The following is an 18,878-nucleotide window of genomic DNA, read 5'->3' on the forward strand; positions in this document are numbered from 1 at the left end:
AAAGATTCTCGGTTGGTAACGTGGCGCGGTATGTGAGCGGGCGTCGCAGCCTCTGGACACGACCGCGAGGCGGGTGCACACTTAATTCAACGCTTGTTGAATTAGTTGCGGAATGAAGTTCAACTCCGGGAGTGGCCATGGACCAGCCTGAAAGCACCACATGCGTCATCGCGGGCGGGGGACCCGCCGGGGTGATGCTCGGACTCCTCCTGGCGCGGGCCGGCGTCGAGGTCACGATCCTTGAAAAGCACGCCGACTTCCTGCGCGACTTCCGCGGCGACACCGTCCATGCCTCCACCATCCGACTGTTGGATGAGCTTGGGCTGGGCGAAGGATTCCGGGCCTTGCCCCAAAGCAAGCTCGGCAATTTCAAACTCCCCACGGGCGGCAAGGAAGTCACCCTGGCCGACTTCGACCGCCTCAAGCCACCCTACGATTACGTAGCCATGGTTCCGCAGTGGGACCTCCTGAACTTCCTGGTGGACGCCGCACAGCAAGAGCCGCAGTTCACGCTCCGGATGAACACCGAGGCCACGGATCTGCTGTACGACGACGGCGGGAAAGTCGCCGGGGTGGCGTACCGCACCCGGGACGCGGCGTCCGGCGTCGAAATCGGAACGGGGGAGCTTCGCGCGACGTTGACGGTGGCATGTGACGGCCGCAGCTCGGTGCTCCGGCAGAAGGCGGGCCTCGTCCCCCGTGAGTTCCCCGTGCCGTTCGACACGTGGTGGTTCAGGCTGTCCCGGCGTGCGGATGAACAGGAACAGTTGGCTTCGATCATGCCCCGCTTCTCCCGCGACGATGTGCTCCTCAGCCTGACCCGCAAGGACTTCTACCAGATCGCCTATATCGCGGAGAAGGGCAAGGATCCGAAATTGCGGGCCGAAGGGGTGGAGAGTTTCCGTGCACGCGTGGCCCGCATCCGCCCGGACCTGGCGGACCGCGTGGACGAAATCAGGTCCATGGACGATCTCCATTTGCTCGACGTGAAGCTCAACCGGATCAAGCCATGGCACAAACCCGGGCTGCTCCTCATCGGAGACGCCGCCCACGCCATGTCGCCCGCAGGCGGTGTGGGGATCAACCTGGCCATCCAGGACGCAGTCGCGGCAGCCCAGCGCCTTGCCCGCCCTTTGCTTCAGGGCACCTTGGGCGAAGCCGACCTCGCCTCGGTGCAGAAGCGGCGATGGTTCCCCACGGTGGTGATCCAGAATGTTCAGCTCCTCATCCAGAAAGCCGTTTTCGGCCCCGCAGTGAAAGGCCAGTTGATGGGCCCGCCCAGTCCGGTCGTCTTTATCGCCCGCCACGTGCCGTGGTTCCGGAAACTTCCAGCCCTCATGATCGCTTTCGGGCCGCGGCCGGAACACGCCCCGGACTTTGCGCGCCGGAAGGCCGCCGCGAACCGGAAATCGCTGTGAACAGAGGGCGGCGGCCCGGACGCGTGAGCAGCCGGGACGCGGTTCTCAGTGCGGCTCGCGAACAGTTCAGCCGTAAAGGATATGACGCCGCGACTGTCCGGGCCATCGCGGCGGAGGCCGGCGTGGATCCGTCCATGATCAACCACCATTTCGGAAGCAAGGAGCAGCTGTTCATGGCTGCTCTTGAGTCCCCCGTGGACCCCAAGGACCACATCACGGCGGTCCTCAGGGGTCCGCGGGAAGGGGTCGGGGAGAGGCTGGTAATGCGTGTCCTGACCGTGTGGGACTCGCCCGCGGGGGCAGCCGGCGTCGCGGTTCTGCGAACGGCGATGCAACATGAGTGGGGTGCCGCGCTGGTCCGCGAGTTCATCCTCAACCGCGCCATCAACCCGCTTCTGGCCGGCCTCGGGGTGTCCGCGGAAGAGGCGTCGTGGCGCGGAAACCTGGTGGCGTCGCAGATTTCCGGACTTATCCTGACCCGCTACCTGATCAAACTGGAGCCGATCGCTTCGACGCCGCACGCCGTCGTCGCCCGAGCGCTGGGGCCGACCATCCAGCGATATCTCACTGGTGCCGTTGGTGCGGACCACCTGGGCGGCTGAGGATCCCCCGCGGTCCGTGGGAAGATTGGCCAGTGGCCCATATTGACGTTTCAGGCATCGACTACTTCCTCTCCGACGGCACCCAACTGCTCAACGGCGTGACCTTCAAGGTCCCGGACGGCAGCAAAACAGCCCTGATCGGGCCCAACGGAACGGGAAAGACCACCCTGTTCAAGATCATCGCCGGCGATCTCACGCCTGACGAAGGAGTGGTGGGACGCTCCGGCACCATGGGCATCATGCGACAGTTCGTCGGGCAGGTCCGCGATGAATCAACCGTGCGTGACCTGCTCGTTTCCGCCGCGCCGCCAGCCCTCGCCGCGGCCGCGAAGGCGGTCGAGGACGCCGAGCTCGCCATGATGGAGCACGACGACGAGCCCACCCAAATGCGGTACGCCCAGGCGATCGTGGACTGGGGAGACGCCGGAGGGTACGACGTCGAGACCGTCTGGGACGAAGTCTGTATGGCCGCACTCGGCATCCCCTTTGACCGCGCGCAGCACCGACCGGCGTCGAGCCTTTCGGGAGGCGAGCAAAAGCGCTTGGTGCTCGAGGCGCTGTTCTCCGGGCCGGATCAGCTCCTGCTCCTCGACGAGCCGGACAACTACCTCGATGTTCCGGGCAAGCGTTGGCTCGAAAGCAAGCTCAATGAATCCAAGAAGACGGTCTTCTTCATCAGCCACGACCGCGAGCTGCTCAACAACGCCGCAGGCCGCATCGTGACGCTGGAACCCGGCATCAACGGCGCCGGGGCCTGGGTGCACGGCGGCGGCTTCGGCACCTACGTGGACGCGCGCATCGACCGCAACGCGCGCTTCGAGGAACTGCGCAAACGCTGGGACGAGGAGCACTTGAAGCTCAAGGAACTCGTCATCATGTACAAAACCAAGGCGGCGTTCCGCTCGGACATGGCCAACAAGTACCAGGCTGCCCAGACGCGGCTCGCCAAGTTCCTGGAGGCCGGACCGCCCGAGGCCTTGCCGCTGGAGCAGAACGTCAACATGCGCCTCAAGGGGGGCCGGACGGCCAAACGAGCGGTGGTGGCTGAAAAGCTTGAACTTACGGGCCTGATGAAGCCGTTCTCCACCGAAATCTGGTTCGGCGACCGCGTGGGCGTGCTGGGTTCCAACGGTTCGGGCAAGAGCCACTTCCTGCGGCTCCTCGCCGCTGGCGGCACCGACCCGGAGCGCGAGCACTTGCCCGTTTCCGACGTCGAGATCGCCGAAGTTCCGCACGAAGGAACCGTCAAACTGGGTGCCAGGATCCGTCCCGGATTCTTCGCCCAGACCCATTCCCGTCCGGATCTCCTGGGTCGGACGCTCCTGGACATCCTGCACCGGGGTGACGAACACCGTTCCGGGCTGGGCCGGGAGGCAGCATCCGGCGCGCTCGACTCCTACGGGCTGGTGGGTTCGGCGGAACAGAAGTATGAGTCGCTCTCCGGAGGGCAGCAAGCGCGTTTCCAGATCCTGCTCCTCCAACTGTCGGGCGCCACGCTCCTGCTCCTCGACGAACCGACGGACAACCTGGACCTGCACTCGGGCGAAGCCTTGGAACGTGCCATCGACGCGTTCGAAGGCACCGTCCTGGCTGTCACCCACGATCGCTGGTTCGCGAAGTCCTTCGACCGCTTCCTCGTCTTCGGATCCGACGGCAAAGTCTACGAGTCCGCGGAGCCCGTCTGGGACGAGTCCCGGGTAGAGCGGGCGCGCTAGCCTCCAGGCGCCCCCGACGCCCGCTCACCTTTGGTGGTTTTTTCGGGAACGCCCGCTCACGTCTTGTGGGTTTTTCGGGAACGCCCGCTCATGTCTGGAATAGGTGAGCGAGCGTCTACCGGAAGTGCCGCATAGGTGAGCGAGCGTCTGAGCCGTTGTCACGCAGGGCGACTTCCACATCCACTCCACGCCCCGTTCTCGCGCCGGTCACGTCCAAACCACCCGCCCATATGATCACGAGTGATGATTAAATGCTCATTCTTGGATAGCATATGAGCATGAGAACTGCTGACCGCCACCGGCTCATTGGCGAGCTGTTGCGTGAGCGCGAAGAGATCACCGTTGACGAGCTCGTTGCCGAATGCGGGGCCTCGGGGGCCACTATTCGGCGCGACCTGGAAATCCTCGCTTCCCACGGCGTCCTGCGCCGCGTGCATGGCGGGGCCCGCAGCCTCGTGGACCGCGGCGACAACCCGGGCTATGGGCAGCGCGAACTCGAGGACCAGGACGCTAAGGAGAGAATCGCCGTCGGCGTCGAACGGCTGCTCCGCGACCGCGATCACGTGTGGCTGGACAGCGGTTCCACGGCAACGGAGATCGCGCGCCGGCTCGCGCAGCGGGCACTGACCATCATGCCGATGTCCCTTCGTGCGGTGGAATTCCTGGCCGCCGACATTCCCTCTGGACGGCGTCCCGGTCTCTTGTTGCCTGGCGGCAGCCTGGTTCCCGGCGAGCAGTCGTTCCGTGGGCCGATGGCAGAGGCCAACATCCGCTCCTTGCGTTTCGACGCCGCGATCGTCACGCCCTGTGCCATCAACCTCAAGGACGGCCTACTGGCGCACGATCTCGAGGACGCCGCGATCAAACGGGCAGGCCTGGAATCGGCCGGCCGGGTGATCGTGGCCTGCACGGGAAGTAAATGGAATGCACAGGCCGTGGCTCTGGTTGCAGCCATGGACGCGGTAGATGTCATTGTGACGGACCGGAAGCCAAGCACTGAAGAACGCACCCTACTTGAAAATCTCTCCGTGGAAGTTGTGACCGTATGACCACCAGCACCCGAACCGCCCCGAACGTCAAAGCCGCAGCAATCGCCACCTTCCTGGTCTTCGGAATGAACGGGCTGGTTTTTGCCAGTTGGGCGGCCCGGATACCCGCCGTCACCCAGACCCTGCACCTGACGTCAGGCCAGATGGGCACCCTGCTGCTGTGCACCGCCGTCGGGTCCCTTGTGGCGCTGCCCTCCGCGGGGTGGGTTGTCGGCAGGATCGGTACGGCCAATACCGTCCGCGCTGCCGGTCTGCTGGCCGCCTCTGCCGGAGCGGCCATCGCGTTCTCCTTGATGGCCGGCTCCGTGGCCGCCACCGCGCTTGCGCTGTTTTTCTTCGGCGTGGGGGTTGGGCTATGGGATGTGTCGCAGAATATCGAAGGGGCCGACGTCGAACATCGCCTCGGGCGCACCATCATGCCGCAGTTCCACGCGGCTTTTAGCGGGGGCGCTTTTGTGGGTGCGTTGATTGGTGCGTGGCTTTCCCAGATCGGCGTCGGACTTCCGGAGCATTTGCTGGTCATTGCCGGCGTCGTGGTTCTTCTCACCTTGACCGCGCCACGCTACTTCATGCCCCACGAAACCACGGGAACGATGCCCGACGACGGCGCGCCCGCCGTGAAGGGCCCCTCGGCCTGGCGGGACTCCCGCACCCTGTTGATCGGCGTCGTGGTCCTCGGGGCGACCCTCACGGAAGGCGCCGGAAACGATTGGATCGCCAAGGCGTCGGTGGATGGCCTGAATGCTTCCGAATCGACGGGCGCTCTTTTGTTTGCGCTCTTTGTGGCCGCGATGACGCTCATGCGTTTCTTTGGCGGCCGCGCGATCGACAGGTTCGGCCGCGTAGCCGTGCTGCGGGTCAGCATGGCCGCCGCTGCAGTGGGCCTGACGCTCTTCGTCTTCGCGGGAAACCTGGTCCTTGCCGGGGCGGGTGCGGCCCTTTGGGGCATCGGCGCAGCCCTGGCCTTTCCGATGGGCATGTCCGCTGCTGCGGATGATCCGAAACGCGCAGCCGCACGCGTGTCGGTGGTCTCGACCATCGGTTATGTCGCGTTTCTCGCCGGTCCGCCGCTCCTCGGTTACCTGGGCGACCACACCGGCATCCACATGGCCCTGCTTGCCATCGGTGCTCCGATCCTGATTGCCCTGTGGTTGGCAGGAGCCGCGAAGCCCCTCGTTAAAAGCAACTGACTCGCAGTTGTTGTCGTTATGAAGCGTCAAAACGACAACAACTGCGAGTCAGTTGGGTGGCTACGCGTCGGTGTTACGGAGCCGAGGTGGCGGGTGCCGAAGGAATGGCGGTCGGCGATGCCCCGTTGGTCGGAGCGCCGCTCTGCCGATTCCGGCCCTGGCCCCCGTTGAAGTTCTGGAACTGGCCGCGGCCGGGACGGGCCTGGCCCGCGTCCATTGCCTTGGTGACGCCGACGCCCGCAAAGAACCCGACGGCAACCAGCAGCACTGCAAGGAGGATCTGCGTCAAGCGACCCATCTTGAAGCGCTTCTTGGGCACGAACGGCTCCGACGGCTGGGGCTGGCCCCAGCCCTGTCCGCTGGGTTCCTGGCCGGGGGCTTGCAGGACCGCGGTCGGCTGTCCGGCGTGCGGCTGCTGGGTGTAGGGCGGCTGGGGTTCCGGCTGGTTGGTGGGGCCGGGCTCCGGTGCTGAGTAGGACATTTAGGGATCTCCTGTTTGGCTGTTTTCTTTAGTTGCTGGGGAGTGGAACTGTGGGCCGGCTATTCGTACCGCAGGGCGTCGATCGGCCGGAGTTTCGCCGCCTTGTTGGCCGGGTAGATTCCGAATACCAAGCCGATCGCCGCGGATACCAGGAACGACAGCCACACGGTCCACCACTGGACTTCGGGTTGTGTTCCCAGCAGGGGGAAGGCGCTGCCGATATAGCCGGCGGCGATTCCGAGCACTCCGCCGATCAGCGAAATGATGAGCGATTCGATCAGGAATTGGCTCACGATGCTGCCCCGCGAAGCTCCGATCGCCTTGCGGATGCCGATTTCGCGGGTACGTTCGGTGACCGTGACGAGCATGATGTTCATGACGCCGATCCCGCCCACCAGGAGCGAAATGCCGGCCACGGCTCCCAAGAGCACGGTCAGCGTCGCCGTCGTGGTGGTGGCGGTCGTGAGGATCTGCGCCTGGTTCCGCACTTGATAGTCACGGTTGGCGGAAGTGACGTTGTGCCTGGCATCGAGGATCATTTGAACCTCGTTCTGGGCCTGGTTCATCACGTCCGCTGACTTCGCCTGGACCGTGATCGAGGCGAGGGACGGCGAGTACCCCGTGAACTTGTCCTGGGCTGCGCTGTAGGGGATCACCACAATGTCATCCGGATCGTTGAGGCCCGAGGACCCCTTTTGAGCCAAGACGCCGGAGACCACGAAGTTCTGGCCATTGAGGGCGATGGTCTGCCCCACGGCCGAGGTCACCGAGCTGCCCACCAGGTCCTGCGCCACGGTGTTGCCGACCACGGCCACCGCGGTGCCGCTGCTGGCGTCACCGTCGCTGAAGTAGGATCCCGCCGCGAGCGTGTCGTTCGAAATGGAAAAGTACGACGGCGTGGTCCCCACGAATGTTGCGACCGCGTGGGTTGCGTCCTGGTAAGTACCCGTGACGTTCTGGGCCGTGACCACCGGTGCCGTTGCGGCGATGTCGGGGGCCATGACCGGATCCGTCAGCGCGGCCATGTCCTGGAGCGTGAGGTTGGTGCCACGGGACCGCGGACCGGTGACGGCTTGTCCGCCTGCGGAGCGGCCGCCGGCCGTCGTCTGGCGGCTCACGGTAAGCACGTTGGTTCCCAGTTTGCCGATCTGGGTCTTGATGGCGTTGGAAGTTCCGGCGCCTACGGCCAGCAGGATGATGACGGATGCGATGCCGATCAAGATGCCCAGGGTGGTGAGGATGGAGCGCATCTTGTTGGCCATCACCCCTGTCAGGGCGAAGCGGACGGATTCGGCGATCATCATGCCGGCACCGCCGTGGCTACCGGGTGGGCGTGGACGTCCCGAAGCCGGTGGTCCTCAATGATGTGCCCGTCCTGGAATCGCACAACACGGTTGGCCCGCGCCGCGACGTCCGTCTCGTGGGTAATCATCACGATGGTCCGGCCGTTGGCGTGCAAGGACTCGAAGAGATCCAGGATTTCGTGCGAGGACTTGGTGTCCAAGGCTCCCGTCGGCTCGTCGGCCAACAGCAACACGGGGTTGGTCACAAGCGCCCGGGCGATGGCAACGCGCTGCTGCTGTCCACCCGAGAGCTGTGAAGGCTTGTGGTCGGCGCGTTCCGCCAAACCCACCGAAGCGAGCACTTCCAAGGCCCGCTCGCGCCGTTCCTTGCGGTGCACTTTTGCGTAAGCGAGCGGCATGGAGACGTTGTCCACGGCCCGCGTGCGCGGTATCAGGTTGAAGTTCTGGAAGACGAAGCCGATTTTCCGGTTGCGGATCTGGGCGAGCTGGAATTCGTCCAAGGTCCCGGTGTCGATCCCGTCCAGGTGATAAGTCCCCTGCGTGGCGCCGTCGAGGCAGCCGATGATGTTCATCATGGTGGACTTTCCGGAGCCCGAGGCGCCGATGATGGCTACGAAGTCGCCCCGGTCAATGGAGATGCTGACGGAATCAAGCGCCCGTACTTCGGCCTCCCCTTTGCCATAGATCTTGCTCACGGAGTCCAGTTGGATGACAGCGTCGTTCACGGCTGATTACCCGCCATTTCCGCGTGTGCCACCGGTGCCGCCGCCCGTAACTCCGGCGCCGCCTGTTCCACCGAATCCACCCGTGCCGCCGAGTCCGCCCGCGCCGGTTCGTCCGGTGGTGCCGGTGGTGTCAAGCGTGGAAGAGATGGCCGGGAGCTCAATCTGATCGCCCGCGTTGAGTCCGGTGAGCACCTGTGTGCGGCCGTTGTCCGTGATCCCGGTGGTGATGGTCACCGCCGTCGTAGTGCCGTTCTTCATGACATTGACGGTCTGCTTGGTGCCGGTGGTGGTGATGGCCAGCGAAGGCACCGCCAAAGCGTTCTTGGCGGTCGCCGTGGTCACGGAGATATTGGCGCTCTGGCCGAGCCGGAGGTCAGCCGGCGGGTTCTTGATGGAGATCGTCACGGGATAGCTGACAACGTTGTTGGTGGTTGTGGCGTTCTGGGCGATTGCCGTGATGGTACCGGTGACCGGTGCCGCGGACGGGTCGGTCTTGAGTGCCGGGAAGGTGAAGGTGGCCGAGTCGCCGGTCTTCATGGCGGCGATGTCCGATTCGGCGAAGTTGGCGATGACCTGCAGGTGCGCCGTGTCGCTGATCGTGATCAGCCCGGAGGACGACGTGCTCGCGGCGCTTGTGGAAGCGCTGCCGGAGGAAGCGGACGCCCCGGAAGAGGAGGATCCGGAAGCGGATGAGCCGGAGCTGCCACTACCGGCGTTGCCTCCGACGACGGCGTTCACGGCGGTGACCGTACCTGACACCGGGGCCGCGAGTGAGCAGGCCGCCAGGTTCTTGGTCGCAGTGTCGACCGCAATCTGGGCAGAAGTCGTGTTGGACGTGGCGCCGCCGCCGCTCTGGGCGGAATTGAGGGCGGTCGCGGCCGAGGCGACCTGCTCTTTGTCCTTGAGCGCCGAGCTGGCTTGCTGGTTGGCTGCCTGGGTCAGTGCTTGGTTGTCCTTCGCCAGCTGGGCCTGCGCAGCGCTGAGGGCGGACTGCGCCGGTTGGCTTTTCGGCTGGGCACTGGCGGTGGCCTGCGCAGAAGCGAGCGTTGCATTGTCATTGTTGACGGCCGTTTGCGCGGCGGCCACGGCACTGGCTTGCTGGCTCGCGTCCAGGTCGGCCGTTTGCTGGGCGTTGGTGAGGCTCTGGCTCGCTGAAGCTACCTGGTTGCTGGCGGAGGCCGCCTGTTGGTTTGCCTGCGCCGCGGCGGAATCCAGCTGGGCCTGGGCAACCGCCAGGGCGTTCTGGGCGTTGGTCGGATCAATGGTGACCAGCACCTGCCCGGCCGTGACCTGCTGGCCTGTCACCGCGGAGACAGTGGCGATGGGCCCGGTGCAGTTCTGCGCGTTGATGACCGTGGTGCTCGCGGGCGAGACGTTTCCGCTTGCGGTAGATACTGCGGTGAGGTCCGCTGCGCTGACCGCGACCGTGCGGGCGGCGGTGTCTGAGGCCGTCTGCGGCGCGCCATTCAGCACGAAGAAGGCACCGGCGGCAAGGCCGACAACGACCACCCCGATGCCGCTGTTGATGAGTTGAGGTTTTGAGAGCATGCCCGAAGACTATGGTCGCTGTCTTGGAGCATGCCGAGTGCTACCTGATGGTTTACCCTATGTGACACCCTGCCCGGCGTGTAGCTTGAGCCATGCCCGCGGGGGGCTGCGAGACGCGTGCACGGCTAAATGACCACCGGTCATCCCCCAGACTATCCGACCCGCCGATAGTCTGGTGGGATGCGAAGCATGCTGCGATGGGGGCCCGGCCGGATAGCGCGATTGGATCGGGCGGCGGTCCGGGTGGTCTCGAGGTGGCCGGAAGGCCCGCATGACGACGTGTGGAAGACCCTCTCGCGGGCCGCAACCAAGGGCAAGCTCTGGTTTGCCGTGGCTGGCGTTTGTGCGGCATTTCCGGGGAAGCCCCGCAACGCAGGGATCCACGGACTCCTGGCCCTTGGCGTTGCGTCGGCGATCACCAATCTCGGTTTCAAGGCGCTTCTTCCGCGGACGCGTCCATTGCCCGAACTCCTTCCGGCATTCCGGTTTGTCAATCCGCAACCCACAAGCTCCTCGATGCCTTCGGGCCATTCGGCGTCCGCGGTTGCGTTCACTCTTGGCGTCGCGCTGGTGAGCCCCCGCCTTGGAGCGGCCTTGGCTCCGGTTGCGGCAGGCGTGGCGTATTCCCGGGTTCATACCGGCGCCCACTGGCCCTCCGACGTGATGCTCGGCTCGGCAATCGGCGCAGGAGCGGCGCTGCTCACGCGAAAGTGGTGGCCTGCCCGGCCCCCGGTTCCGGACACGGACCGTTCACCGGCCGACGCGCCTGCAGTCGGCGACGGCGAGGGGCTCAGCATTGCGGTCAACGCCCTTGGTGGTTCCTACTCGCCGGAGACCGAGGCCCAGCTTCGGGAAATATTCCCAAAATCGCATATAAGACTGATTTCCGACGGCGACGATGTAGTTGCCGAAGTCCGGGCCGCGGCAGGGCGCCCCGGGACGAAGGCCCTGGGCGTGTGGGGCGGTGACGGAACTGTCGGCGCCGCCGCTGCCGCCGCCGTCGAGCACGATCTGCCCTTGCTGGTGCTGCCTGGCGGGACGCTCAACCATTTCGCGCGCGACGTGGACGCCCGATCCCTCGAAGGGGCCCTCAAGGCCGCCAAAACGGGAGCAGCAGCATGGACGGACCTGGGCCATGTGAGCGCGGGCCGCGGCATCGACGGCAAGGACGAAACCGCCGAACTCATCATGCTCAATACCGCGAGCATCGGTGTCTACCCCAACCTGGTGCGACGACGCGAACGGCTGCAGCCCGCCTTGGGGAAGCCCCTGGCGGGACTAGTCGCCGGCTTGCGGACGTTCGGCGCGGCACGGCCCACCACACTCCGGATCAACGGTGTCCCCCACAAGTTGTGGATCCTCTACCTGGGCCGCGGCCGTTATTACCCGCGGGACCTGGCGCCTTTGACCCGTCCGGTGCTCGACGACGGGGTGCTGGACATCCGCATGGTGACGGCCGATGAGCCTTTCGCACGGTTGCGTCTGCTGTGGGCGGTCCTCACCGGAACCGTGGGTACGTCCAAAGTCACCCATCTCAGCGAAGCGGCGGAGCTCAGGATCGAGGCGTCCGGAGAACCGCTCGTGATAGCGGTCGACGGCGAGCCGTTGCCCGGCGTGCGGACCGCCGACTTCACCGTGAAGCGCCGGGCGCTACGGGTGTATTCACCGCTTTACTAATGCTTTCCCAGTGGCGGGATCCCTGGCCGAGGCCGGCGTCATCCATAGGGACTACCCTGAGCGACCCCTGAATCATCCCTGAGACCGGCGAATTCGGCCCTCCCGGTGGCTAGCGTTGTACCTACAGTCACCACATAGCTGCAGCAAGCGGAGGGAACGCTTCCATGATTGAGGCAACAGGCTTGAGGAAGGTCTACGGCGCAAAGACAGCCGTGGACGGAATCAGCTTCACCGTTCAGCCCGGGAAAGTCACGGGCTTCCTTGGCCCGAACGGCGCCGGCAAATCCACCACCATGCGCATGATCATGGGCCTGGACCGCCCGACGTCGGGCGACGTCCTTGTCAACGGGCGGCACTACTCCCAGCACAAAGCGCCGCTCCACGAAGTGGGAGCGCTGCTCGATGCCAAGGCGGTGCACACCAGCCGCAGCGCGTACAACCACCTGCGCGCCATGGCCGCAACCCACGGGATTCCGAACTCACGCGTCGAGGAAGTCATCGAGATGACCGGCCTCACCGCGGTAGCCAAGAAGAAGGCCGGAGGGTTCTCCCTCGGCATGGGCCAGCGGCTTGGCATCGCCAACGCACTCCTCGGTGATCCCCAGACGCTCATCCTCGACGAACCGGTCAACGGACTCGATCCCGAGGGCGTCCAGTGGGTCAGGAACCTCGCACGCTACCTGGCAAGCCAGGGCAAGACCATCTTCATCTCCAGCCACCTCATGTCCGAGATGGCCCAGACCGCGGACCACCTCATTGTGATCGGTCGAGGCAAGATCATCGCCGACACCACGGTGGATGCGCTGATCGAGAGCCAGTCCCGCAAGCGCACTTTGGTCCGTACCTCGGAGACGACGCGCTTGTCCGAGTTGCTGGCCCGCGACGGTGTCCGCGTGGAACAGAACGAACGGGAAACCCTGGAGGTATACGGGGTGGAGCCGCTCCGCATCGCCGAACTCGCCCTCGACAACCGGGTGCTGGTTTACGAGCTCACGCCGCTCACGTCGTCGCTGGAAGAGGCCTATTTCCAGCTGACCAAGGACGAGGTGGAGTACCACTCGCACATCACCGGTGGACCGACGGCACCAGGCGGGCCGCTGGACGCGAACCCCGCCGGAGTCGGCGCCACCCCAGCTGCCACCATGGAAGGGATCCAGTCATGAGCACCACCACCGTCAGCAAGAAACATGCGGTCCCGTCAGCCGGGACCGGTGGCGTCACTTTCCTCAGGGTGTTGAACTCCGAAGCCATCAAGTTCCGGACCCTCATGAGCACGAAACTCCTGTTGGTCCTGACCTTCGTGGCCATTGTCGGCATCGGCCTGCTGTCTGCCTTGGTCCGCTGGAACTTCATCAACCAGATGGTCGAAGTCGGCCGGCAGGGTCACAAGGAAACGGTGCAGCAGGCCGTTGACTCCTTCCCTCCCGGATCGGGGTTCAGCCTGTACAACCTGCCGAACGCCGGACTCAACATCGGCATCCTGGTCATGGGATCGCTGGCCGTACTCTTCATCGCCTCTGAGTACGCCACCGGCATGATCCGGTCGACCATGAACGCGGCTCCGGGCAGGCTCTCCACGTTCGGCGCCAAGGCCGTGGTCCTGGTTGTGGTCTCCTACGTCCTGTCGGTCGTGGCCGGCGTGGTGACCTTCCTGTTGGCGTCACCCATGTTCGCCAACTTCTCCCTTGACCTCGGCTGGAACACGGACGGCGTCCTCTACAGCGTTTTCACCGGCGGCCTGTACGTCTCCGGTGTTGCGCTGATCGGCCTCTCACTCGGAACACTGCTGAAGAACCCGGCCGGCGGAATCACCGTCCTGGTGGGCATCATGTTCGTCCTCCCCTTCGCCGGCCAGTTCCTCAGCCTCGCGCCCGGTGACTTTTGGAAGTATGTCCCGCAGTACCTGCCCAGCGAGGCCGGTGGCCGCTTCCTGTCGATCGGCCACGTAGACGGCACCCTGGATCCGTGGGCGGGCGGCCTCGTGTTCCTCGGCTACGTCATCCTGTTCATGGTTCCTGCCCTCATTGCCCTCAAGAAGCGCGACGTCTGATTCGCACTTCAGGGTCACCCGCTCAAGGCAAGGCCACTAGGCTCAAGCCATGAGTGAAGAGTTGCCAGCACCGGACGCGTCGGCCCACGGAGCCGACGCGTCCTTTGCTGAAATCACGCTGCGCCGCCGTGGCAGGATCCGCCGCTATCTCTTCGAGCACCCGCGGGTCATGGACGCGGTGGTGGTGCTTTGCTATTCGTTGCTGGCACTGGCCACGTTCATCAGCTCCATCGTGGACGGCAAGTGGTTCGCCGCACTGCTCCTCGTTGCCATCGCCGCCATCCTGTTCCTTCGGCGCCGCAATCCGCTCAGTGTCACTGCGGCCGTTGCGGTCCTCGAAGTGGCTGTGACGCTGCTGAATCCATGGGGTTCGAACGTCTCGGCGGGACTATGGTTTGCGCTATATGCCGTGGCCGTGGGGAGGGCGCGGACCTTCGCGTTGATAGTGTTTGGCGCCGCAAGCCTGCCGCTGACCCTCGTGTACCTCTTCATGTGGACCAGCCCGGTTGCCCCTTCCAATGGAGAGGCGATTCCGGAGAACTTCCACCTCATCAGCAACATCGCGGCCGCGGTCAGCATATTGTTGTCCAACCTGATCGCCACCGGCATCGGCATTTCGGTACGGCAGCGGCGTGAGCATGAGAGCGAAATCAGGGCGTGGGCAGCCCGCACGGCCCGCTTGGGGTCGGTCACCGAACGGAACCGGATCGCCCGGGAGATGCACGACGTCGTGGCCCACTCCCTGACGGTCATGATCAGCCTCTCGGACGGCGCCGCCGTCGTGGTCAAGAAGGATCCGGAGCGCGCCGGCGAGGTGCTTGGCGAACTGTCCCGCACCGGCAGGACTGCGCTGGCCGATATGCGCCGCGTCCTCGGCGTGCTGCGGGACGACACTCCCAGGTCGGCGCCGCTGGAGCCCTTGGTTTCCGGGCACGACCTGAGCAAGCTGCTGGATGGATTCCGGACGGCGGGGTTGCCGTTGCACTATTCGCACACGGGACCAGCCCTTCCTGAAGACCCGGCGTTCCAACTCACCGTCTACCGGATCGTGCAGGAATCCCTGACCAACGTGCTCAGGTACGGGCGCTCCTTGAGCCAAGTGGAGGTGCGGATCGTGCGGGAGGGCGACTCGGTCACCATCGACGTGCTCGACGACGGCCGGGGCTCCCGGGATCCGGGAACCGAAGAGGCGGCGCTGGGAACGGGCCAGGGAATCGCGGGGATGCGTGAGCGTGCGGGAATTTATGCTGGATCCGTGGATGCCGGTCCCGGCATTCCCGGCGGGTGGCGTGTCCATGCGGAACTGAAGTGGAATGGCGACAAGGGGAAATCATGAGTGACAACGCTCCCACCAGGGTTCTGCTGGTGGACGACCAACCCCTGCTGCGCATGGGATTTCGGCTCATCCTGGAAGGCGAAGGCGACCTCGAGGTGGTGGGCGAAGCGTCGGACGGCGCCGAGGCTGTGCGGAAGGTGGCGGAACTGGAACCGGACGTGGTGCTCATGGACGTCCGGATGCCTGCCATGGATGGAATCGAAGCCACGCGGCGGATCACGGCTTCGGCCTCCAATGCCCGGATCATCATCCTGACCACTTTCGACCTCGATGAATATGCGTTCTCCGGCCTGCAGGCAGGCGCCTCCGCCTTCCTGCTCAAGGACGTTGCGCCTGCCGAGCTGGTCCAGGGCGTCCGGCTCGTGGCAAGCGGCGATGCCGTGGTGGCTCCGAGGGTCACCCAGCGGCTTCTGGAAACCTACGTCCGCGGAGGCCGCGTGCCCGGCCAGCCCACGGCGCAGCCCCGCGATCCATTGCTCGAAGAATTGACGCCCCGCGAAACCGAGATGCTGGAGGCGATCGCCGGAGGGCTGTCCAACGCGGAAATCGCGCACAAGTTCTTCCTGTCCGAGGCCACGGTCAAGACCCACGTACGGCGGATCCTCACCAAGCTGCACTTACGGGACCGGGTCCAAGTGGTGGTCTACGCGTACGAAACAGGGCTCGTGATCCCGAGCAATCCGGATTACTAGGAGGCGGATACTGCGTGGCCGGCGTCATCCGCGGCCGCGGCTAGACTCGGAGCCATGCCTTCGAACTCCGCTGCAGAACACATCCAGGACCTCGGCGCGTATGTGAGCGCATCGCCGTCGAGCTTTCACGCCGTCCACGAGGCCGCGCGCCGGCTCGATGCGGCCGGTTTCACGGCCCTTGATGAACTTCAGCCATGGGAAGGCGGCGCGGGCAGCTTCTACGTGATCAGGGACGGCGCCCTCATCGCTTGGGTGACACCGGAAGGCGCCACCGCCACCACCGCATTCAACATCCTTGGCGCCCACACGGATTCTCCGTCCTTCAAGCTCAAGCCCAAGCCGACAACGGGCAAATTCGGCTGGCTCCAGGCGGGCGTGGAGGTCTACGGCGGTCCCTTGTTGAACTCCTGGCTGGACCGTGAGCTGCGGCTCGCCGGACGGCTCGTGATGCTGGACGGCACCCAGCACCTCACGGCTACCGGGCCGCTCCTGCGTTTTCCACAGTTGGCCATCCACCTGGACCGGGCCGTCAATGACGGCCTCACGCTGGACAAGCAACAGCACATGAACCCGGTGTTCGGCCTCGGCGATCCCGATAGCGCGGACGTCCTGGCCATCCTGGCGGACTCCGTGGCCGGGGCTTCCGTGGAGCCGGCGCAGATCGGCGGTTATGACATCGTGGTCGCGGACACGCAGGCGCCTGAGCAGTTCGGTGCCAAAGGCGAGCTCTTCGCTTCGGGACGGCTCGACAACCTCTCTTCGACCCACGCCGGGCTCGCGGCCCTCATTGCGCACTCCGCCTCGGGAGCGCCGGCCGATGGCCCCATCGCGGTCCTGGCCGCCTTCGACCACGAAGAAATCGGCTCCGCCTCGCGTTCAGGCGCCTGCGGACCCATCCTCGAAGACATCCTCATCCGGATCTCCGACGGATTGGGCGCCACGGTGAGTGAACGGCGCCAGGCGTTGTCGGCGTCGTTCTGTGTTTCCGCGGATGCCGGCCACGCCGTCCACCCCAACTACCCCGAGCGGCACGATCCCGCCAACCGTCCCATCCTCAACGGCGGACCGCTCCTCAAGATCAACGCCAACCAGCGCTACGCGACGGACGCTACCGGCGCGGCATTCTGGGCGCGGCTGTGCGGCGACGCGGGCGTCCCCTACCAGGAGTTCGTTTCCAACAACGACGTCCCATGCGGCTCGACCATCGGCCCGCTGACGGCTACCCGCCTGGGGATCCGGACGGTCGACGTCGGAGTGCCTCTTCTGTCGATGCACTCGGCACGCGAGCTATGCGGCGTTGAGGACCCGCGCCACCTGGCCACGGTGGCCGAGTTGTTCTTCCGCACGGCAATCTAGCTCAGGATGCGAGGCTCACCACGAGGTTGATGGTGGTGGCGAGGATCCCGACGCCGAAAACGTAGGCGAGCAGGCTGTGCCGCAAGGCTGCAGACCGCATTGCCCTGGTGGTGATCGACGTATCCGAGACTTGGTAGGTCATCCCGAGGCTGAACGCCATGTAGGCGAAATCCGTGTATTGCGGCGGTTCTTTTTGGTTGAATTCGATGCCTTGGGGCGGATCCGACGTGTAGTACACCTCGGCGTAGCGCAGGGTGAAGAGGGTGTGCACCAGGAGCCACGACGCCACCGCACCGCCGAGGGCCAGCAGGGCAAGCATGAATTTGTCGAGACCGTGCGCATCCTTGGCCCCCAGCATTACCAGCACGAAGGCTGCCAGGGAGCCGACGGCGGCACACAGGATGAGAAGATCGGCGGTGGAGCGCCGCGGATCTTCCTCCCTGGCATGGGTTCTCGTCTGATCGGCCTTCATCGGGGTGATGACTGTCCACACGAAAATGTTGTAGACCGCCGCTGCCACTGCCCAACCCGCGGCCGGCGCGTAGATCCACTGACCCCAGATCCCGGTCGCCACCGCAGCTGCGATGCCGGTGAGGAGCATGAGCCCGAATCGCAATTGGGAACGTTTGGCACGGGCAGACTTCGGACGCTGGTTCTTTGCTGCGGCGTTCATAGTCCGATCATGGCACGCCCGACTGCGGGCTCCGGCGTCACGCCACGCAGACTTTTGGCAGCCTGTGTGGAGCCGCGCCCGGGAAATCCGGAAGATCCCGACGTCGGACGGTCCAGAAAGTTGCGCGGCGTGACGGCTTAGCTGCCCGGCCGGCTTAGCTGCCGGGCCGGGGCGCGAACATGATGACGGCGACGCCCAGAAGGCAGATCATGGCGCCGATGATGTCCCAGCGGTCCGGTCGGAATCCATCAAGGAGCATTCCCCAAGCCAATGATCCGGCGATGAACACCCCGCCATATGCTGCGAGGACACGGCCAAAGTGTGCGTCCGGCTGGAACGCCGCCACGAAGCCGTAGATGCCCAGCGCCACAATCCCAAGGCCTGCCCACCACCACGGTTTGGCCTCCCTGATCGATTGCCACACGAGCCAGGCCCCGCCGATCTCGGCGATGGCCGCGAGGACAAAGAGTGCGACGGATTTGAGGACGGTCATGGGTTCAGTCTGCCTGAGCCTGGCGTCGCCGTTCCACGCGGGTTATCCACATACCTCGGTTATCCACATAGGCGATGCGGCTCATTCCACCTTGTCGACACGCCGAATAGGCTTAGACGCGGGAAATGGACTAAGATATTGAAGTCTGTGCTGCGCCCTGCTTCCGCTTCTGGAAGCGGTCACCAGCACTGTTCATCGCAAATGAACCTCCTGTTACGGAAATGCCGTAACCGCTTAGCCCAAAGGAGGTGGGTTCACATATGCGTCCTTACGAATTGATGGTAATCATCGACCCCGAGGTCGAAGAGCGTACCGTAGAGCCGTCGCTTCAGAAGTTCCTCAATGTCATCACCACCGATGGTGGAACCATCGAAAAGGTTGACATCTGGGGCCGCCGTCGCCTCGCTTACGAAATCAAGAAGAAGTCCGAAGGTATCTACGCTGTGGTGAACTTCACCGCCAAGCCGGAAACCGCCAAGGAACTTGACCGCCAGCTGAGTCTCAACGAGACCATCATGCGCACCAAGATCACCCGCCCCGAAGAGCAGAAGGTCGTTGCTGAGTAATCT

General features: G+C 64.9%; 18 protein-coding genes. 12 read left to right on the top strand and 6 right to left on the bottom strand.

Annotated features, from left to right (window positions below):
• The first annotated feature begins 137 nt into the window (after window positions 1-137).
• The 5 genes from BMF89_RS10790 to BMF89_RS10810 all read left to right on the top strand — a co-directional run bounded on the left by BMF89_RS10790 (window position 138) and on the right by BMF89_RS10810 (window position 5,974).
• Window positions 138-1,418: an FAD-dependent oxidoreductase gene (locus tag BMF89_RS10790; protein WP_078107123.1), complete on the top strand. Its 1,281-nt coding sequence runs from the start codon at window positions 138-140 to the stop codon at window positions 1,416-1,418.
• Window positions 1,419-1,441: 23 nt separating this feature from the next.
• A complete protein-coding gene (locus BMF89_RS10795) occupies window positions 1,442-2,020 on the top strand; it encodes a TetR family transcriptional regulator (protein WP_216353811.1) in 579 nt (192 codons plus the stop codon).
• A gap of 32 nt (window positions 2,021-2,052) precedes the next feature.
• Window positions 2,053-3,735, top strand: coding sequence for an ATP-binding cassette domain-containing protein (locus BMF89_RS10800; RefSeq protein ID WP_078107086.1), 1,683 nt, complete (start codon window positions 2,053-2,055; stop codon window positions 3,733-3,735).
• A 278-nt stretch (window positions 3,736-4,013) separates the two neighbouring features.
• Window positions 4,014-4,784 (top strand): DeoR/GlpR family DNA-binding transcription regulator, encoded by a 771-nt coding sequence (locus BMF89_RS10805; RefSeq protein ID WP_078107125.1) that lies wholly within the window; start codon window positions 4,014-4,016, stop codon window positions 4,782-4,784.
• A complete protein-coding gene (locus BMF89_RS10810) occupies window positions 4,781-5,974 on the top strand; it encodes an MFS transporter (RefSeq protein WP_078107087.1) in 1,194 nt (397 codons plus the stop codon). The genes BMF89_RS10805 and BMF89_RS10810 overlap by 4 nt, the downstream gene beginning before the upstream one ends.
• Before the next feature lie 73 nt (window positions 5,975-6,047).
• Here BMF89_RS10810 and BMF89_RS10815 read toward each other — a convergent pair whose 3' ends face one another.
• The 4 genes from BMF89_RS10815 to BMF89_RS10830 are packed head-to-tail and all read right to left on the bottom strand — an operon-like array spanning window position 6,048 to window position 10,032.
• Window positions 6,048-6,455 (bottom strand): hypothetical protein, encoded by a 408-nt coding sequence (locus tag BMF89_RS10815; protein WP_078107088.1) that lies wholly within the window; start codon window positions 6,453-6,455, stop codon window positions 6,048-6,050.
• A 59-nt stretch (window positions 6,456-6,514) separates the two neighbouring features.
• Window positions 6,515-7,759 carry an ABC transporter permease gene (locus BMF89_RS10820; RefSeq protein WP_078107089.1) on the bottom strand — a complete coding sequence of 415 codons (1,245 nt, stop codon included), beginning with the start codon at window positions 7,757-7,759 and terminating at the stop codon, window positions 6,515-6,517.
• The gene (locus BMF89_RS10825; protein WP_078107090.1) at window positions 7,756-8,484 is read right to left on the bottom strand and encodes an ABC transporter ATP-binding protein; all 729 of its coding nucleotides are present in this window, start codon (window positions 8,482-8,484) and stop codon (window positions 7,756-7,758) included. Before BMF89_RS10825 ends, BMF89_RS10820 begins: the two co-directional genes overlap by 4 nt.
• 6 nt (window positions 8,485-8,490) lie before the next feature.
• Complete coding sequence (locus tag BMF89_RS10830) at window positions 8,491-10,032, bottom strand: HlyD family efflux transporter periplasmic adaptor subunit (RefSeq protein WP_078107091.1); 1,542 nt, start codon at window positions 10,030-10,032, stop codon at window positions 8,491-8,493.
• A 180-nt stretch (window positions 10,033-10,212) separates the two neighbouring features.
• Between BMF89_RS10830 and BMF89_RS10835 the strand changes: the two genes are divergently transcribed.
• The 6 genes from BMF89_RS10835 (at window position 10,213) to BMF89_RS10860 (ending at window position 17,143) form a co-directional block, all read left to right on the top strand.
• Window positions 10,213-11,709, top strand: a complete 1,497-nt coding sequence (locus BMF89_RS10835; RefSeq protein WP_078107092.1) for a bifunctional phosphatase PAP2/diacylglycerol kinase family protein — start codon at window positions 10,213-10,215, stop codon at window positions 11,707-11,709.
• A gap of 164 nt (window positions 11,710-11,873) precedes the next feature.
• Window positions 11,874-12,872 (top strand): ABC transporter ATP-binding protein, encoded by a 999-nt coding sequence (locus BMF89_RS10840; protein WP_078107093.1) that lies wholly within the window; start codon window positions 11,874-11,876, stop codon window positions 12,870-12,872.
• Window positions 12,869-13,759: an ABC transporter permease gene (locus BMF89_RS10845; RefSeq protein ID WP_078107094.1), complete on the top strand. Its 891-nt coding sequence runs from the start codon at window positions 12,869-12,871 to the stop codon at window positions 13,757-13,759. Before BMF89_RS10840 ends, BMF89_RS10845 begins: the two co-directional genes overlap by 4 nt.
• A 49-nt stretch (window positions 13,760-13,808) precedes the next feature.
• Window positions 13,809-15,095: a histidine kinase gene (locus tag BMF89_RS10850; protein ID WP_078107095.1), complete on the top strand. Its 1,287-nt coding sequence runs from the start codon at window positions 13,809-13,811 to the stop codon at window positions 15,093-15,095.
• A complete protein-coding gene (locus BMF89_RS10855; protein WP_078107096.1) occupies window positions 15,092-15,787 on the top strand; it encodes a response regulator transcription factor in 696 nt (231 codons plus the stop codon). Before BMF89_RS10850 ends, BMF89_RS10855 begins: the two co-directional genes overlap by 4 nt.
• Before the next feature lie 54 nt (window positions 15,788-15,841).
• Complete coding sequence (locus BMF89_RS10860; RefSeq protein ID WP_078107097.1) at window positions 15,842-17,143, top strand: M18 family aminopeptidase; 1,302 nt, start codon at window positions 15,842-15,844, stop codon at window positions 17,141-17,143.
• A 1-nt stretch (window position 17,144) separates the two neighbouring features.
• Here the strand turns inward: BMF89_RS10860 and BMF89_RS10865 are convergent, their stop codons facing one another.
• Window positions 17,145-17,816, bottom strand: coding sequence for a DUF1345 domain-containing protein (locus tag BMF89_RS10865; RefSeq protein WP_253190786.1), 672 nt, complete (start codon window positions 17,814-17,816; stop codon window positions 17,145-17,147).
• Window positions 17,817-17,970: 154 nt separating this feature from the next.
• Window positions 17,971-18,309: a YnfA family protein gene (locus BMF89_RS10870; protein WP_078107098.1), complete on the bottom strand. Its 339-nt coding sequence runs from the start codon at window positions 18,307-18,309 to the stop codon at window positions 17,971-17,973.
• 260 nt (window positions 18,310-18,569) lie between these two features.
• Here BMF89_RS10870 and rpsF point away from each other — a divergent pair, with 260 nt between their 5' ends.
• The gene (gene rpsF / locus BMF89_RS10875; protein WP_078107099.1) at window positions 18,570-18,875 is read left to right on the top strand and encodes a 30S ribosomal protein S6; all 306 of its coding nucleotides are present in this window, start codon (window positions 18,570-18,572) and stop codon (window positions 18,873-18,875) included.
• Window positions 18,876-18,878: the final 3 nt, after the last annotated feature.

Source organism: Arthrobacter sp. SRS-W-1-2016, assembly GCF_002009585.1.
Lineage (GTDB): Bacteria > Actinomycetota > Actinomycetes > Actinomycetales > Micrococcaceae > Arthrobacter > Arthrobacter bambusae_A.

What these genes read in the sequence shown, in the direction of transcription:
- BMF89_RS10790 (WP_078107123.1), top strand. Translation starts at nt 138, where the DNA reads ATGGACCAGCCTGAAAGCACCACATGCGTCATCGCGGGCGGGGGACCC.
- BMF89_RS10805 (WP_078107125.1), top strand. Translation starts at nt 4,014, where the DNA reads ATGAGAACTGCTGACCGCCACCGGCTCATTGGCGAGCTGTTGCGTGAG.
- BMF89_RS10810 (WP_078107087.1), top strand. Translation starts at nt 4,781, where the DNA reads ATGACCACCAGCACCCGAACCGCCCCGAACGTCAAAGCCGCAGCAATC.
- BMF89_RS10815 (WP_078107088.1), bottom strand. Translation starts at nt 6,455, where the DNA reads ATGTCCTACTCAGCACCGGAGCCCGGCCCCACCAACCAGCCGGAACCC.
- BMF89_RS10820 (WP_078107089.1), bottom strand. Translation starts at nt 7,759, where the DNA reads ATGATGATCGCCGAATCCGTCCGCTTCGCCCTGACAGGGGTGATGGCC.
- BMF89_RS10830 (WP_078107091.1), bottom strand. Translation starts at nt 10,032, where the DNA reads ATGCTCTCAAAACCTCAACTCATCAACAGCGGCATCGGGGTGGTCGTT.
- BMF89_RS10835 (WP_078107092.1), top strand. Translation starts at nt 10,213, where the DNA reads ATGCGAAGCATGCTGCGATGGGGGCCCGGCCGGATAGCGCGATTGGAT.
- BMF89_RS10840 (WP_078107093.1), top strand. Translation starts at nt 11,874, where the DNA reads ATGATTGAGGCAACAGGCTTGAGGAAGGTCTACGGCGCAAAGACAGCC.
- BMF89_RS10845 (WP_078107094.1), top strand. Translation starts at nt 12,869, where the DNA reads ATGAGCACCACCACCGTCAGCAAGAAACATGCGGTCCCGTCAGCCGGG.
- BMF89_RS10850 (WP_078107095.1), top strand. Translation starts at nt 13,809, where the DNA reads ATGAGTGAAGAGTTGCCAGCACCGGACGCGTCGGCCCACGGAGCCGAC.
- BMF89_RS10855 (WP_078107096.1), top strand. Translation starts at nt 15,092, where the DNA reads ATGAGTGACAACGCTCCCACCAGGGTTCTGCTGGTGGACGACCAACCC.
- BMF89_RS10860 (WP_078107097.1), top strand. Translation starts at nt 15,842, where the DNA reads ATGCCTTCGAACTCCGCTGCAGAACACATCCAGGACCTCGGCGCGTAT.
- BMF89_RS10865 (WP_253190786.1), bottom strand. Translation starts at nt 17,816, where the DNA reads ATGAACGCCGCAGCAAAGAACCAGCGTCCGAAGTCTGCCCGTGCCAAA.
- BMF89_RS10870 (WP_078107098.1), bottom strand. Translation starts at nt 18,309, where the DNA reads ATGACCGTCCTCAAATCCGTCGCACTCTTTGTCCTCGCGGCCATCGCC.
- rpsF (WP_078107099.1), top strand. Translation starts at nt 18,570, where the DNA reads ATGCGTCCTTACGAATTGATGGTAATCATCGACCCCGAGGTCGAAGAG.